We start from the raw sequence: 15,082 nt of genomic DNA on the forward strand, positions 1-15,082 counted from the left end.
ACTCTAAGAATTTTATAATCCTTGAATTTGGAATGATGATTTCGTCTGAAATCTGAAATCTGAAATCTAAAATCTAAAAAAAATTATGTCAAATAAAAATAAATCAAGTAGATTTAATAAAATAACCATCGGTTTAGCTTCACCGGAGTCTATTTTACAAGACTCAAGAGGGGAGGTTTTAAAGCCGGAAACTATTAACTACAGAACTCACAAGCCTGAAAGAGACGGGCTATTCTGTGAGAAAATCTTTGGTCCTGTAAAGGATTACGAATGTGCTTGTGGTAAATACAAGAGAATTCGTTACAAAGGAATCGTTTGTGACCGTTGTGGAGTAGAAGTTACTGAGAAAAAAGTAAGAAGAGAGAGAATCGGGCACATCAACCTTGTAGTTCCAATTGCACACATCTGGTATTTCCGTTCATTACCAAACAAAATCGGATACCTTTTAGGAATTCCTTCTAAGAAATTAGATATGATCATCTACTACGAAAGATATGTAGTGATTCAGCAGGGTATTGCTAAAAAATTAGACGGTTCTGATTTTGAAAGCATGGAATTCCTTACAGAAGAAGAGTACCTTGACATCATGGAAACTCTTCCTGTAGAAAACCAGTATCTTGATGATTCTGATCCCAACAAATTCATCGCCAGAATGGGTGCTGAAGCTGTAGAAGATCTGTTAAAAAGAATCGATCTTGATGCATTGTCTTTCGACTTGAGACACAAAGCTCACAACGAAGGTTCAAAACAAAGAAGAACTGAAGCTCTTAAGAGATTGAACGTTGTAGAAGCATTAAGAGGTGCTAATACAAGAATGATCAACAGACCAGAGTGGATGATCATGCGTGTACTTCCTGTTATCCCGCCAGAACTAAGACCATTGGTTCCATTGGATGGAGGACGTTTCGCTACTTCTGACCTGAATGACCTTTATAGAAGAGTTATCATCAGAAATAACCGTTTGAAGAGATTATTGGAGATCAAAGCTCCTGAAGTAATCTTGAGAAACGAGAAGCGTATGCTTCAGGAATCAGTAGATTCATTATTCGATAACACAAGAAAATCTTCTGCAGTAAAATCTGAATCAAACAGACCATTGAAATCACTTTCTGATTCATTGAAAGGTAAGCAAGGTCGTTTCCGTCAGAACCTACTAGGAAAAAGGGTTGACTACTCTGCGCGTTCGGTAATTGTTGTAGGTCCAAACTTACAGCTTCACGAATGTGGTATTCCTAAGGATATGGCAGCTGAATTGTACAAACCGTTCATCATTAGAAAACTAATTGAAAGAGGTATTGTAAAAACAGTAAAATCTGCAAAGAGAATTATCGACAGAAAAGAACCGGTAGTATATGATATCCTTGAAAACGTGATGAAAGGTCACCCAGTTCTATTGAACAGAGCACCTACGCTTCACAGACTGGGTATTCAGGCTTTCCAACCTAAGATGATCGAAGGTAAGGCAATCCAGCTACACCCGTTAGTAACTACGGCCTTCAACGCCGATTTCGATGGTGACCAGATGGCAGTACACTTGCCGTTAGGACCAGAAGCAATCCTTGAGGCTCAGTTATTGATGTTAGGTTCTCAAAACATCTTGAACCCTGCAAACGGTTCTCCAATTACAGTACCATCTCAGGACATGGTTCTTGGTCTTTATTTCATGACTAAAGAATTGAGCTCTACAGAAGATATGAAAGTGAAAGGAGAAGGTCTTGCATTCTATTCTCCTGAAGAAGCAGAAATTGCTTACGCTGAAGGCAGAGTATCTTTAAATGCTAAAGTAAGATGTAGACTACCTATCAAAGAAGATGGAGAAATCGTAACAAGATTAATCGAAACTTCTGTAGGTAGAATCCTGTTCAACCAGATTGTACCTAAGCAGGTAGGATATATCAATGAACTTCTTACAAAGAAATCATTAAGAAATGTTATCGGTAAGATCCTTGCTGATACAGATTTCCCTACCACTGTGAAGTTCCTTGATGCAATGAAAGACCTGGGGTATTCAAATGCATTCAAAGGAGGTCTTTCTTTCTCACTAGGGGATATTGTAGTTCCTGTTGAGAAAAAGCAGATGATTGCACAATCAATCGAAACTGTAGACGAAATTAGAGCCAACTATAACATGGGTCTGATTACCGATACAGAACGTTATAACCAGGTAATCGACGTTTGGACAAATACCAACGCCGGATTAACTGAAATGATCATGAGCAGAATGAAAACTGACCAAGGTGGTTTCAATTCTGTATACATGATGCTTGACTCTGGAGCGAGGGGTTCTAAGGAACAGATCCGTCAGTTATCAGGGATGAGAGGTTTGATGGCAAAACCGCAGAAAGCCGGTTCTACCGGAGCGGAGATCATCGAAAACCCGATCCTTGCCAACTTTAAGGAAGGTCTTTCGATTCTAGAGTACTTTATCTCTACTCACGGTGCCCGTAAAGGTCTTGCGGATACCGCTCTTAAGACAGCCGATGCCGGTTACTTAACGAGAAGATTGGTAGACGTTGCACAGGACGTTATTGTTACAGAAGACGACTGTGGAACATTAAGAGGTACAGAAGTTACTGCACTTAAGAAAAATGACGAGATCGTTGAAAGAATCTCTGAAAGAATCTTAGGTAGAGTATCTCTTCATAATATTTATGATCCTGAAACTGACGAGCTTATTGCAAGTGCAGATCAGGTGATCATTGAATCTTTGGCGAAAAGAATCGAAGAAGCAGGATTAGAAGCTGTGGAGGTTCGTTCACCATTAACTTGTGAAGCTAAGAAAGGGATCTGTGCGAAATGTTACGGTAGAAACTTAGCAACAGGTAAAGTGATCCACATGGGTGAAGCGGTAGGTGTAATTGCAGCACAGTCAATTGGGGAACCGGGTACTCAGCTTACGTTGAGAACCTTCCACCAAGGGGGTACTGCAGGTAACGTATCAGAAAACCCATCTATCGTTGCAAGAAGAGATGGTATCGTAGAAATGGATGAAGTAAGAACAATTACTTCTGAAGATGAAAACGGTAATACAGCTGAGGTTGTAGTTTCCCGTTCAACAGAATTCAGATTAGTTGCTGATAATGAGTCCAGAACTCCATTAATGGTAGCTAACGTACCTTACGGATCCATATTATCTGTAAAACCAGGTGATAAAGTGAAGAAAGGAGATACCATCTGTAGATGGGATCCGTATAACGCGGTTATTATTGCTGAAACTTCAGGTAAGGTAGAATACGAGGATATCATCCAGGGTATTTCATTCCAGCTTGAAATTGACGAACAGACAGGATTTGAAGAGAAAGTAATCTCTGAATCAAGAAATAAGAAAGCCGTACCTACCTTGAAGGTGGTAGACTCTAAAGGAGTTGAGCAGAAAGCTTACAACTTACCGGTAGGAGCCCACTTAATGGTAAACGATGGTGAAAAAATTAAGGCTGGTAAAGTCTTAATCAAGATCCCAAGAAAATCTGCAAAAGCAGGGGATATCACCGGAGGTCTTCCGAGAGTTACCGAATTATTCGAAGCAAGAAACCCTTCAAACCCAGCGGTTGTTACTGAAATCGACGGGGTAGTTTCTTACGGAAAAATTAAGAGAGGTAACCGTGAACTTATTGTTGAGGCTAAAACTGGAGAAAGAAAAATTTACTTAGTAAAACTTTCTAACCAGATTCTTGTTCAGGAGAATGACTTCGTAAGAGCAGGTTCTCCACTTTCTGACGGTTCTATCACACCGGAAGATATCTTAAGAATTAAAGGTCCAACAGCCGTTCAGGAATACTTAGTAAACGAAATTCAGGAAGTTTACCGTCTACAGGGGGTAAAAATCGACGACAAGCACTTCGAAATTATCGTAAGACAGATGATGACGAAAGTATCTATCGTAGATGGAGGTGATACTCAATTCCTTGAAGGAGCTCTTGAACACAAGTTTGATTTCTTGGAAGAAAACAACAGAGTATTCGGTCTTAAAGTAGTAGTAGATGCTGGTGATTCTAAAGAATTCAAACCAGGTCAGATGATTACTGCAAGAGAATTAAGAGATGAAAACTCTAAGTTGAAGCGTGAAGATTTAGCATTGGTAGAAGTAAGAGAAGCTCTTCCGGCTACTGCAACTCCTGTACTGCAAGGTATTACAAGAGCTGCCCTTCAGACTAAGTCATTCATGTCTGCAGCATCGTTCCAGGAAACAACTAAAGTTCTTAACGAAGCAGCAGTTGCTGGTAAGATAGACGATCTTAACGGTCTTAAAGAAAATGTAATTGTAGGTCACAGAATCCCTGCAGGTACAGGTCTTAAAGAGTATCAAAACGTTATTGTTGGTTCTAAGAAAGAATTCGAAGACCTTAACTAAAATTAATGATTTGAAATTTGGGATTTGAAATTATTTTTATATTTTCACAATCTCAAATTTCGAATTTTAAAAACATAATTTATAACAATGGACAACAATCAAAATCCACAAGACGGAAACATCAACATCGAATTAAACGAAATGGTAGCTGCTGGTATCTATGCTAACCTAGCTTTAGTAAACCACTCTCCATCTGAATTTGTAGTAGACTTTATTCAGTTGATGCCAGGTGTTCAGCAGGCAAAAGTAAGATCAAGAGTAATTCTTGCTCCACTTCACGCTAAAAGAGTATTAAATGCTCTTCAACAGAACATCGCTAACTACGAGCAGCAGTTCGGAGAAATCAAAGAAGTTGAGCCTTTCGTATTAGGAGGAAACAACGTTCAAGCGTAAGATTTCTTTTACAATAAAATAAAACATGCCCTGGTAAAAACCAGGGCATGTTTTTGCACTTTGAGGAATAATAGTGAGCACTTGTTTAATTGTTAATTATATTTAATAAGGTGAAAATGTGTAGTAAGAACATATCAATTTTATATATTTGTTTAAGAAAAAGCAGAAAACATAACATATGATTGATAACTCGTTCGCTATAAGTAAATTTGGCTTTTTAGGTGCCGAATTTTTATCTGAGCTTGAAAAACATGCTGTTGCTATTGATATAAAAGCAAAAACTGAAATCATAAGGGAAGGACAAAAAAATAAGTTTGTTCCTTTCCTGATAAAAGGATCTATCAAGGTATTTACCCTTAATGATGGAAGAGAGCTCATCTACTATTATATCAAACCTAAGGATAGCTGTCTCATGACCTTTTCATCTATTCTGACGGACTATATCAGCAGGGTATATGCCATTGCAGAAGAAGACTCGGAAGCAATTCTTATTCCCGTCTCTATTATGCATGAATGGCTTATCAGATTTCCGGAAATCAATAAACTCTTTTACCATGAATATGACCGAAGATTTTCAGAAGTGATGAATATGGTGAATGATGCTGTTTTCCATAAACTGGATAAAAGAGTCCTCAATTATATCAAACAGCAGATTTTATCCACAGGAAACAATCCTATTAAGATCACCCATCGTGAAATTGCCAGCAGTCTGGGAACTTCCAGAGAAGTTGTGAGCCGGGTTTTGAAAAAAATTGAAAGCGAAGGTGAAATTATTCAGACTAAAGAAGGAATAAAAGTTGCTGTAAATGAAAATGTTAGAACGATCTAATTTTAATTGTTTGGAAAGTTTATTTCTATTATTGATAAAAACAATTTGACTGGTGACTTTTATCACCTGTTTTTGAATTGAGAACTCAATAAGTTTGTCATATCATAATTTAATTCAAATTGTATATGACAAAAACTCTCTTATTTTTGTCAATGTTTTCATCAGGTCTTGTCTTTGCACAGGAAGATCTGCTGAAAGATATTGACACGGTGAAAACCAATACAGAAACCTCACAACCCGCCTTTAAAGCCCTTCAGATTGTAACAGGACAATCTACAAAACTGGCAGCTAAAAAAGAATGGTACATTATCGTAGCCCACAGATTTGGAGATATAAGCGCAGGATTTAAAGATTTTTTCGGTCTGGATCATGCTTCCACCAAATTAGGCGTTATCTATGGTATTTCAGACGCAGTATCTGTAAGCCTTTCCAGAGAAACGAATATGAAAACCTTTGAAGGAGCCGTGAAATACAGACTGGTAAGACAAAATGAAAACTTCCCGGTGGATATTGTGGGGTACAATGTAATGGGGGCCAATACTGAACTGGATAAAGATGCTTATCCTCATCTGAAATTCAGTGACAGGCTTTCTTATCTAACACAGGCACTGATCTCAAGAAGATTCAGTGATAAGCTCTCTGTACAGCTTACACCATCTTTCGTTCATAAAAACCTTTATGAACCTACCATTGAAAACAAAAATCAGTTTCTGGCAGGGTTGGGAGGACGCTACAAAATCTCAAAAAGAGTTTCTGTGAATGCAGAATACTTTGTGAATTTCGACGATCACAGTTTTTACAAAAACCCACTGTCACTAGGGGTTGATATAGAAACAGGGGGACATGTGTTCCAGCTTTTACTAACGAACTCCCAGATCAATTCAGATATCGGATATCTTACCAATGCCACAGGAGCGTGGGGAAAGGGACATATTTTCTTTGGGTTTAACCTTTACAGAGTCTTTTAAAATGAAAAAGCTAACATTCTTATTGATATTGTCGTCAGCAATCATACTGACGGCTTGTGACAGCAGAACGTATGAAGAGATTTCTGACAATACACCCATTACAACACCCGTAAAATATACTGCAGATGTAAAACCAATTGTAGATAACAACTGTATAAGCTGTCATTCTGCAGGGAGTTTTAAACCGCTGGTTACCTATGATCAGGTAAAAAATAATATAGACGGAATTCTGGATCGTATTCAAAGGCCTAATGGTGATCCCGGGAAAATGCCGCAGGGAGGATCTCTGTCCGCTGCCCAAATCAATATTTTCATCAAATGGAAAACTGACGGATTAAATGAAAATTAAAAAATTGATATGAAAAAATTAGCATTATTAAGCGTATTACTCCTTTCTGCCGGGTACGTTTCAGCACAAAAATATAGCTCCAAAACAGGGAAAGTAACTTTTGAAGCTTCAGTACCTCTGTTTGATGATATTTTTGCTCAGGATGATAATAATATTGTCATTCTCAATGCAGACAATGGTGAGATGGCATCAGTCTCAAATGTCAAAAACTTTCATTTTAAAACAAAATTAATGGAAGAGCATTTCAATGAAAGCTATGCTGAATCTGCAAAATATCCAAAAACAACTTTTAAAGGGAAGATTGTCAACTTTGATAAAACAAAGCTTACCACAAGCCCTCAGAAATATACTGTGCAGGGAACGTTAAACTTTCATGGAGTAGACAAAGCTGTTACCTCCGCTGCCACTTTATATGCAAAAGACGGGAAAATCTATATGCAGGGAGGGTTTGTAGCAAGACCTGTAGATTATAAAGTGACTATTCCCAAAATGGTTACCAAAAAAGTGGCAGAAAATGTCAATATTGAGTACAACTACATCATGGTAAAACAATGAGAAATATAATCTTAGTATTAGGACTCTTTCTGAGCTCATTCATATCTGCTCAGGAAAAAGCAAAATCAATATTTGATGTTGCCAGAAGCGGAACGGTTGCGGAAGTACAGGAACTGATGAAACAAAATCCGGATGTTATTAATCAGGTTAACGAAAACGGATTTTCACCCCTTATTTTAGCCTGTTACAGAGGAAATACAGACGTTGCAGATTTTCTGATTGAGAATGTGAAAGACGTCAACTACAAAAGCCGTGAAGGAACAGCGTTGGCAGGTTTAGCCATTAAATACAACAAAGATCTGGTAGAGCATCTGCTGAAGAAAAAAGCAGATCCCAATATTGCAGATGAAACAGGATATACGCCTTTATTCTGGGCTGTAAAATCCGGAAATAAAGACCTGGTGGAACAGCTGCTGAAATATAAAGCAGATAAAACAAAGAAGGATTCAATGGGAATGACCCCTTTCGAATATGCATTACAAACTAACAACAGGGAAATTATAAATCTTTTAAAAAATTGATATGAAAAAAACTCTACTAGCGCTTAGCGTACTTCTTGCCAATTTTGCATTGGCGCAGTTTTCATCAGGAACGGTAACCCTACCGGCAACTTCCATGACGGTGAAATTAGATACAACTCCTTCAGGTGTAACAATGACAGTGACTGGTGACAGCAACTCTATGATGGGAATAGGTTTTGGAACTACAGGAATGGCAGTCGGTGCAGATGGTTTTATTTATAACGCTTCTGCCAACAGAGATTATTCTTTTAATGGAGTTCCCAATACACCTTCAGCTGATGCATCTCAGGACTGGACAGAAACTTCGAACACCGTATCGGGATCTACAAGAACTGTAGTAGCAACAAGATCACTTGCAGGTGGAGCAGGAGATTTTGCGATTGCCAACGCTGCCGGAACAATCAATATTTTCTATTCCCGTAAAAGTGGAGGAACTTCTTTAGGATATCATGATGCAGGAAGAGGATATGCAACATTAACGATGACGGCAGCCACTTTATCTACCCATGAAATTACAGCAGATAGCAAGAAGGTAAATCTATATCCTAATCCGGCAAAATCAACCGTTAATTTCAAAAACTCTGATAAAATAAAGTCTGTTGATATCTATGAAGCAACAGGAAGAAAAGTGAAATCAGTAAAACCTGAAGGCGAAAGTATCAGTGTTGAAGATCTGAGATCAGGAAGTTATTATCTTGAAATTCAGTTTAAAGATGGAAGTACATCTTATGAAAAACTGATTAAAGAATAATTTTTCGCAGAGAACCCACCTTAATATTTTTTTTAACAGATACCTCTGATCTTTCAGGGGTATCATTTTTTTTCTTAAAGTCCCAATTTCAGGGAGTTTGCTTTAAAATTTATATATTTGTGTATATCCTGATTTTTAACAAAAAGAAATTTCCTGATCTTACAATTTTTATAACCCATGGAATTTAAAACTTTAGCTGATATCACAACAGATGAGCTTTTATTTGTGTTCAATCATTCATTTTCTGATTATGTTGTTCCTTTTCACTTAACAAAAGAAGTGCTTGTTGCAAAAATAGCTGCCGAAAAACTGGATATGAATATTTCTGCCGGAGCATTTGAAGAGGGCAAACTGGTAGCTTTTATTCTTCAGTCTGAAAAAATTGAAAATGGAGAAAAGATTATCTACAACGGAGGTACAGGAGTTGTTCCGGAAAGCAGAGGCAAAGGATTGGTGAGAAAAATGTATGATTTTATCATTCCTGTTTTAAAAGAAAGAAATGCCAATACATTGCTGCTTGAAGTTATTGAAGGAAACCAGCCTGCTATAAGGGCTTATGAAAATTTAGGTTTTAAGATTGTCAGAAGACTGCTTTGCTTTAACGGAAGTATTAAGCAGAATGGAAAAGAAAATACTGAAGTATCTATACGAGACTTAAAAGACTTCCAATGGAATGTATTATGTTCTTTCTGGGATATTGAACCTTCATGGCAGGGATCAGTTTTCGTATTGAAACCGATGCCGGAAAATTATGTGACTTTAGGGGCTTATAAAGATGAAAATCTGGTTGGATATATTGTTTATGGTCCTGCTTCTAGAAAAATATATCAGTTTGCTGTAGATAAGAATTACAGAAATCAAGGAATAGGCACAAAGCTGTTTAATGCAATTAGAGAAAAAAATAACGGACAGACTATAGCCCTGAATAATGTGGATGGTTCCTCAGAAAATACAAGTAAGTTTCTTAGTGAAAGAGTAGGACTGAACAACTGGCTGTCACAGTTTGAGATGAAAAGGTCTATTTAACAGGTATTCATTTTGATTCAAAAAAATTAGGGGGTTTTAATATACTTTTAATCTCTTAAACTTTTCAGGGAGAAGGATAGGATGTAACTTTGCTGAAAATTTTAAATAATGAAGCGAGGAATCCATTTTTTACTGCTGTTCATTTCCTTTACGGCTTTTGCGCAACAGACAAATATTGATACTGCCCAGGTTGTTATACCGGGAAGGAAAAACAGCGCAGAAGCACAGACAAAACCTTATGTGATTATGATTTCAACGGATGGTTTCCGTTATGACTATGCCCGGAAATTTAATGCTGAAAACCTTTTAAAACTGTCTAACGGCGGCGTAAAAGCCGAAGCAATGATTCCAAGCTATCCAAGTATTACTTTCCCCAACCACTGGAGTCTAATTACCGGACTTTACCCTTCTCATCATGGTTTGATTGATAACTTTTTTTACGATTACGAGCGAAAAGAAGGCTATGCAATGAGTAACAAAAAAAATGCTGAGGACGGAAGCTGGTACGGAGGAACTCCGCTTTGGGGTCTTGCTGAAAAGCAGGGAATGGTATCGGCCTCTTTAATGTGGGTAGGATCTGCCAGTGATGCCGGAGGAATAAGACCCACTTATTATTATCCTTATCACGAAAAATTTACCCCTTCAGAAAAAGTAGAAAAAGTAGTCAACTGGCTGAAATTACCGGAAGATAAAAGACCACACTTTATTTCATTATATTTCCCGGAAGTAGATGGAAGCGGGCATCATTATGGTCCGGATACCAAAGAAACGGAAACAGCTGTTCATTTGATAGACCAGGCTGTTGGTGATCTTGTTCAGAAAGTAAATTATTTAGGATTAGAAAATGTCAACTATGTTTTTGTTTCTGATCACGGAATGATTAAAGTAGACGGCGGTGCACCGTTGGAGATTCCGGCTGTTCTTTTTGATAAAAACAGATTTGATTTTTATAATTCCCAGACTTTGTTAAGAGTTTACGTTAAAAACCCGAATGAGATAAAAAAGGTTTACAAAGAACTGAAAGCTCATAAAACAGATGATTACGAAGTATATCTTGACAAAAAGCTTCCTAAATATCTGCACTTCGCTACAAGAGACGATCAATACAACAGAATAGGGCAGATTCTTCTCATTCCGAATGCTCCGAAAATTTTTCTGGAAAAAGGTAAAAAATCATCGGTGGGAAAGCATGGCTATAATCCTAAAGTTGTTCCGGAAATGAAAGCTACTTTCTTTGCCTGGGGACCTGAATTTAAAAATAATCTGGTGATCAGTGAATTTGCCAACATTAATGTTTATCCTTTGGTTGCTGAGGTTTTAGGATTAAAAATTGATCAGCCTATCGATGGAAAACTGAAAGTTTTAAAGAAAACCCTGAAAGACAAGAAATAGTCTGAAGGTTTACCATATAATAATTAAAATAAGTTTCGGCGCACCTTTGGTTCGCCGAAACTTATTTTAATTCCAGTCTTGAACTTTTGTTTCAAGACCAAAGAAATTAAAACTTAGAAGAAAATTCCTTTGCAAAATCTTCTAACTTAACGCTTCCCGTAACAGGAGAACCATGATCAATAAAATCCTTCTGTACAACTCCTGTTCTTATTCCCCTACCCATTTCAACATACAGCTTAGCCATATCTTCAGGTAATCCTGCCTGAAGCATTCCGTTTAAAGAATCTTCATCAGAGAATTCTACCCATGGAAGTTCAGTATTATTCACTGCAATTCCTAAAATCTTTGCAAAATCTGCAGCTTTTCTTACATCACTTACAATATATCTGATATTGTTGGCATTTCCGTCTTTTATCAGTTCTTCAGCAGCGGCTTTGGCAATATCAGTAGGGTGTACTACGGGTACTTCAATACTTGCAGGATAATTTCCTCCGATGATTCCTGCATTTTGAATCATCGGAATATCATTGAAGAAGTTATTATAAAAATATCCGGCTCTTAAAAAAGTAAAAGAAGTATTCTCTACCTCGTTGTATATTTTTTCAATATTGTGAAGACCTGCGATGGGTCCGTTTTCAACCGGGGATTCCGCTCCTACGCTGCTTAGCATTACAGCTTTTTTTATATTTGCATTTTTTAAAGCTTTAGCATAATTTTTTCCTGCATTGGTAGTATTTTCCACAATCTTATCCGGACTGATGGCAGGAGGTGTCATGACAAAAACAGCATCAGCTCCTTCAAAAGTTTGCGTTAAAAAATTAATATCGGTGATAGATCCTATAGCCGGTGTTGCTCCCAGAGATTCAATATTCTGTTTTCTTGCATTACTGCTGCTTACTACTGTAATATCATGCCCTTGGGCAACTAATTGTTGTGCTAATGGTTTAGCTACATTTCCTAATGATCCTGTGATTACAATTTTCATAATAAATATTTTTTTATTTCCGGGAACAAAGTTATATTTGTACTTACTTTTATACAAGTACTTACCCTAAAGTATGTAGATATGACAGCCATCAAAGAAAGCTCAACCATTCAGGAAAATAAGAAAACAGTGCAGGATTGTCCTGTAATGTATGTTATGGAAAGAATTGGCGGATTCTGGAAACCTATTATTCTGTTTAATCTTTCCACAGGAGAAAAAAGGTACAGCGAGTTGAAGAAAGCAATTCCTGCAGTAACAGAAAAAATGCTCATCCAGCATTTGAAGCAACTGGAATCAGATGGATTGATTATCAGAACAGCAAAGCCTGTTGTACCGCCTCATGTGACTTATAAACTGAGTGAAGCAGGTAATGAATTGGCTCCTGTGATTGATGCAATGGCAGCATGGGCTTTTCAGGATATGGAAAGGAATGATAACAAATATGCCAATGGAAACAGATATATGCTGAATCAGGATCAAGATACTTTTAGCCAAAACCTGAAAAAATAAAAACAGGCTCTTCAATCCGAAGAACCTGTTTCTGTTAATATTCTATAGAAGAATTACAAAGACTGCATATCAATTACAAAACGATATTTTACATCACTTTTCAGCATTCTTTCATACGCGCTGTTGATATCCTGCATTTTAATCAGTTCAATATCAGAAACAATATTATGTTTTCCACAGAAATCTAACAATTCCTGTGTTTCTGCAATACCTCCGATTAAAGATCCTGCTACAGAACGGCGTTGGAAGATCATCGGTCTTGTGCTTACTTCGGTTTCCTGAAACTCACCTACGAATCCTACAAGAACTAAAGTTCCGTTCAAAGAAAGAGTTTGCATATAAGGGTTGATGTCATGCTCATAAGGTACAGTATCAATGATAAGATCAAATTTACCCTTTACAGCGTCCATCTGTGAATCATCCGTAGAGATCACTACATGATCTGCTCCAAGTTGTTTGGCATCATCAGTCTTTCCAGGAGTTCTTGAGAATAAAGTAACTTCAGCTCCCAGTCCTTTTGCCAGTTTAATAGCCATGTGGCCTAATCCACCTAATCCTACAACTGCCACTTTTGAACCCGGCCCGGCATTCCAGTGTCTTAATGGTGACCAAGTGGTAATTCCTGCACATAGAAGGGGCGCTACTGCTGCCAGATCTAAATTTTCAGGAACACTTAGAACAAAATGCTCATCAACGACTACTTTTTGAGAATATCCTCCGAAAGTGTGGCCTCCAAGGTGCTTATCTTTTCCGTTATAAGTTCCTGTAAATCCATTTTGACAATATTGCTCCAAATCGTGTTTGCAGCTGTCGCAATGTCCGCAAGAATCTACCATACATCCTACTGCTGCAAGATCTCCTGCTTTAAATTTGGAGACTTCGCTTCCTACCTTTGTAATTCTTCCTACAATTTCATGTCCCGGAACTACAGGATATAAAGATCCTCCCCAGTCGTTTCTTGCTGTATGAAGATCAGAGTGGCATACCCCGCAGTAGAGAATTTCAATTTCTACATCCTTTGCGGTTACTTCTCTTCTTTCAATATTCATTTCTTTCAGATCTGCTGTGGTAGACTCTGCACCATAAGCTTTTACTGTGATTGTACTCATTTTTTTATATTTAGTTTATTTAGGTTTTTAATGATTGTGTTTTTGATAATGGTTTCCAAAACATTACAAAAATCGATACTTTATTGTAAATCGTGCTTATACAGATTACCGAATTACTTACCAATTTTACAGACATCATTTCAGTTACAAATGAAAATGGTAATTTTGAATAGCAATAAAAATATACTTCATGGAAAATCAGGAGGTTGAAATCTATAACACGGTCTCGGAATATAATAAAATGGCGAATCATGAAACCCTGCACCCGCTGGTGAGTATTATTGATTTTTCCAAATCTGATCCTATTTGCCAGTATAGAAGGAAATTTGGGTTTTATACCGTTTTCCTGAAAGATGTGATGTGTGGAGACATGCAATACGGGAAACACAGCTACGATTATCAGGAAGGAACTTTGGTTTTTATTGCTCCCGGACAGACGTATGGAATTTATAATAAAGACAGATCTGTTCAGCCTGCAGGTTTTGCTCTGATTTTTCATCCGGATTTAATAAAAGGAACTAACCTGGGGAAGAATATGAAAGACTATTCTTTTTTCTCTTATGATGTACATGAAGCATTACATCTCTCGGAAAAAGAAAGGGAAGTGGTGCTGGACTGCTTTAAAAATATTAAACTCGAGCTGGAACAGGCTATAGATAAACACAGCAAGTCTTTAATTGTTAATAATATTGAACTGTTTTTGAATTACTGTATGCGTTTTTATGACCGTCAGTTTATTACAAGAGATCATATTAACCAGGGAGTCATCGGGAAATTTGAAAATCTGGTAGATGATTATCTGAAATCTGAAAATCCAAAAAATATAGGTTTTCCCATGGTCAATTATTTTGCAGAAAAGCTGAACCTGTCTGCCAATTATTTCGGAGACCTTATCAAAAAAGAACTGGGAATTTCTGCTCAGGAATTTATCCACAACAAGCTTATTGATATAGCCAAAGAACAGATTCTGGATCAGGGAAAGACAATCAGTGAAATTTCCTATGATTTAGGCTTTAAATATCCGCAGCATTTTACAAGACTGTTCAAAACCAAAGTAGGTGTTTCTCCGAGTGAGTATAAAGTACTGAACTAGTTTTTAAACACTAATAACACTAATTTTTTCACAAATGGCACAATGATGGTTCGTGGGTACTTGTGAGATCATGGGTGAGATTGGTGTTTAAAGGTTTAATAGTCAAAAATAGTTGGCAAAATTCTTTGTAACGCCTATTGTTACTGATGTTACATAAAGTTTATTGAATTTTGTTTCAATAAACTTTTTTTATGGCTGAAAATTCAAAAAAAATCGTTGTTGGGGTTGCAAAAGTTTGGATGTGATTTCC

At 37.2% G+C, this 15,082-nt stretch carries 14 protein-coding genes; 12 read left to right on the plus strand and 2 right to left on the minus strand.

The annotated features are described in order from the left end of the window. Positions 1-85 precede the first annotated feature (85 nt). The 10 genes from rpoC to C8D70_RS19585 all read left to right on the plus strand — a co-directional run bounded on the left by rpoC (position 86) and on the right by C8D70_RS19585 (position 11,135). Positions 86-4,351, plus strand: coding sequence for a DNA-directed RNA polymerase subunit beta' (gene rpoC, locus C8D70_RS19540; RefSeq protein WP_076595003.1), 4,266 nt, complete (start codon positions 86-88; stop codon positions 4,349-4,351). An 87-nt stretch (positions 4,352-4,438) separates the two neighbouring features. Further along, positions 4,439-4,744, plus strand: a complete 306-nt coding sequence (locus C8D70_RS19545; protein WP_002976436.1) for a DUF3467 domain-containing protein — start codon at positions 4,439-4,441, stop codon at positions 4,742-4,744. Positions 4,745-4,922: 178 nt separating this feature from the next. Next, entirely contained in the window at positions 4,923-5,573 is a 651-nt protein-coding gene (locus C8D70_RS19550) for a Crp/Fnr family transcriptional regulator (protein ID WP_110368390.1), read from the plus strand. A gap of 125 nt (positions 5,574-5,698) precedes the next feature. After that, positions 5,699-6,541, plus strand: coding sequence for a DUF5777 family beta-barrel protein (locus C8D70_RS19555; RefSeq protein WP_110368391.1), 843 nt, complete (start codon positions 5,699-5,701; stop codon positions 6,539-6,541). Between the two features lies 1 nt (position 6,542). Next, positions 6,543-6,890 carry a hypothetical protein gene (locus C8D70_RS19560; RefSeq protein ID WP_181416169.1) on the plus strand — a complete coding sequence of 116 codons (348 nt, stop codon included), beginning with the start codon at positions 6,543-6,545 and terminating at the stop codon, positions 6,888-6,890. Between the two features lie 9 nt (positions 6,891-6,899). Next, a complete protein-coding gene (locus tag C8D70_RS19565) occupies positions 6,900-7,445 on the plus strand; it encodes a YceI family protein (RefSeq protein ID WP_110368393.1) in 546 nt (181 codons plus the stop codon). Further along, on the plus strand, positions 7,442-7,966 hold the full coding sequence (locus C8D70_RS19570) for an ankyrin repeat domain-containing protein (RefSeq protein WP_076595007.1): 525 nt from the start codon (positions 7,442-7,444) through the stop codon (positions 7,964-7,966). The genes C8D70_RS19565 and C8D70_RS19570 overlap by 4 nt, the downstream gene beginning before the upstream one ends. 1 nt (position 7,967) lies before the next feature. Further along, entirely contained in the window at positions 7,968-8,717 is a 750-nt protein-coding gene (locus C8D70_RS19575; protein ID WP_110368394.1) for a T9SS type A sorting domain-containing protein, read from the plus strand. A 177-nt stretch (positions 8,718-8,894) separates the two neighbouring features. Further along, positions 8,895-9,743 carry a GNAT family N-acetyltransferase gene (locus C8D70_RS19580; protein WP_110368395.1) on the plus strand — a complete coding sequence of 283 codons (849 nt, stop codon included), beginning with the start codon at positions 8,895-8,897 and terminating at the stop codon, positions 9,741-9,743. A gap of 108 nt (positions 9,744-9,851) precedes the next feature. Then, the gene (locus C8D70_RS19585; protein ID WP_110368396.1) at positions 9,852-11,135 is read left to right on the plus strand and encodes an ectonucleotide pyrophosphatase/phosphodiesterase; all 1,284 of its coding nucleotides are present in this window, start codon (positions 9,852-9,854) and stop codon (positions 11,133-11,135) included. A 106-nt stretch (positions 11,136-11,241) separates the two neighbouring features. Here the strand turns inward: C8D70_RS19585 and C8D70_RS19590 are convergent, their stop codons facing one another. After that, positions 11,242-12,120 carry an NAD(P)H-binding protein gene (locus tag C8D70_RS19590; RefSeq protein ID WP_110368397.1) on the minus strand — a complete coding sequence of 293 codons (879 nt, stop codon included), beginning with the start codon at positions 12,118-12,120 and terminating at the stop codon, positions 11,242-11,244. 81 nt (positions 12,121-12,201) lie between these two features. Between C8D70_RS19590 and C8D70_RS19595 the strand changes: the two genes are divergently transcribed. Then, entirely contained in the window at positions 12,202-12,630 is a 429-nt protein-coding gene (locus C8D70_RS19595) for a winged helix-turn-helix transcriptional regulator (RefSeq protein ID WP_110368398.1), read from the plus strand. Positions 12,631-12,683: 53 nt separating this feature from the next. Here the strand turns inward: C8D70_RS19595 and C8D70_RS19600 are convergent, their stop codons facing one another. Continuing rightward, a complete protein-coding gene (locus C8D70_RS19600; RefSeq protein WP_110368399.1) occupies positions 12,684-13,739 on the minus strand; it encodes an NAD(P)-dependent alcohol dehydrogenase in 1,056 nt (351 codons plus the stop codon). A gap of 190 nt (positions 13,740-13,929) precedes the next feature. Between C8D70_RS19600 and C8D70_RS19605 the strand changes: the two genes are divergently transcribed. After that, on the plus strand, positions 13,930-14,832 hold the full coding sequence (locus C8D70_RS19605) for a helix-turn-helix domain-containing protein (RefSeq protein WP_076595013.1): 903 nt from the start codon (positions 13,930-13,932) through the stop codon (positions 14,830-14,832). Positions 14,833-15,082: the final 250 nt, after the last annotated feature.

Source organism: Chryseobacterium sp. CBTAP 102 (assembly GCF_003201365.1).
Lineage (GTDB): Bacteria > Bacteroidota > Bacteroidia > Flavobacteriales > Weeksellaceae > Chryseobacterium > Chryseobacterium candidae.

Excerpts from the sequence above, each read along its gene's own strand:
- C8D70_RS19585 (WP_110368396.1), top strand. The coding sequence starts at position 9,852 with ATGAAGCGAGGAATCCATTTTTTACTGCTGTTCATTTCCTTTACGGCT.
- C8D70_RS19555 (WP_110368391.1), top strand. The coding sequence starts at position 5,699 with ATGACAAAAACTCTCTTATTTTTGTCAATGTTTTCATCAGGTCTTGTC.
- C8D70_RS19590 (WP_110368397.1), bottom strand. The coding sequence starts at position 12,120 with ATGAAAATTGTAATCACAGGATCATTAGGAAATGTAGCTAAACCATTA.
- C8D70_RS19580 (WP_110368395.1), top strand. The coding sequence starts at position 8,895 with ATGGAATTTAAAACTTTAGCTGATATCACAACAGATGAGCTTTTATTT.
- C8D70_RS19560 (WP_181416169.1), top strand. The coding sequence starts at position 6,543 with ATGAAAAAGCTAACATTCTTATTGATATTGTCGTCAGCAATCATACTG.
- C8D70_RS19570 (WP_076595007.1), top strand. The coding sequence starts at position 7,442 with ATGAGAAATATAATCTTAGTATTAGGACTCTTTCTGAGCTCATTCATA.
- C8D70_RS19605 (WP_076595013.1), top strand. The coding sequence starts at position 13,930 with ATGGAAAATCAGGAGGTTGAAATCTATAACACGGTCTCGGAATATAAT.
- C8D70_RS19575 (WP_110368394.1), top strand. The coding sequence starts at position 7,968 with ATGAAAAAAACTCTACTAGCGCTTAGCGTACTTCTTGCCAATTTTGCA.
- rpoC (WP_076595003.1), top strand. The coding sequence starts at position 86 with ATGTCAAATAAAAATAAATCAAGTAGATTTAATAAAATAACCATCGGT.
- C8D70_RS19550 (WP_110368390.1), top strand. The coding sequence starts at position 4,923 with ATGATTGATAACTCGTTCGCTATAAGTAAATTTGGCTTTTTAGGTGCC.
- C8D70_RS19595 (WP_110368398.1), top strand. The coding sequence starts at position 12,202 with ATGACAGCCATCAAAGAAAGCTCAACCATTCAGGAAAATAAGAAAACA.
- C8D70_RS19600 (WP_110368399.1), bottom strand. The coding sequence starts at position 13,739 with ATGAGTACAATCACAGTAAAAGCTTATGGTGCAGAGTCTACCACAGCA.
- C8D70_RS19565 (WP_110368393.1), top strand. The coding sequence starts at position 6,900 with ATGAAAAAATTAGCATTATTAAGCGTATTACTCCTTTCTGCCGGGTAC.
- C8D70_RS19545 (WP_002976436.1), top strand. The coding sequence starts at position 4,439 with ATGGACAACAATCAAAATCCACAAGACGGAAACATCAACATCGAATTA.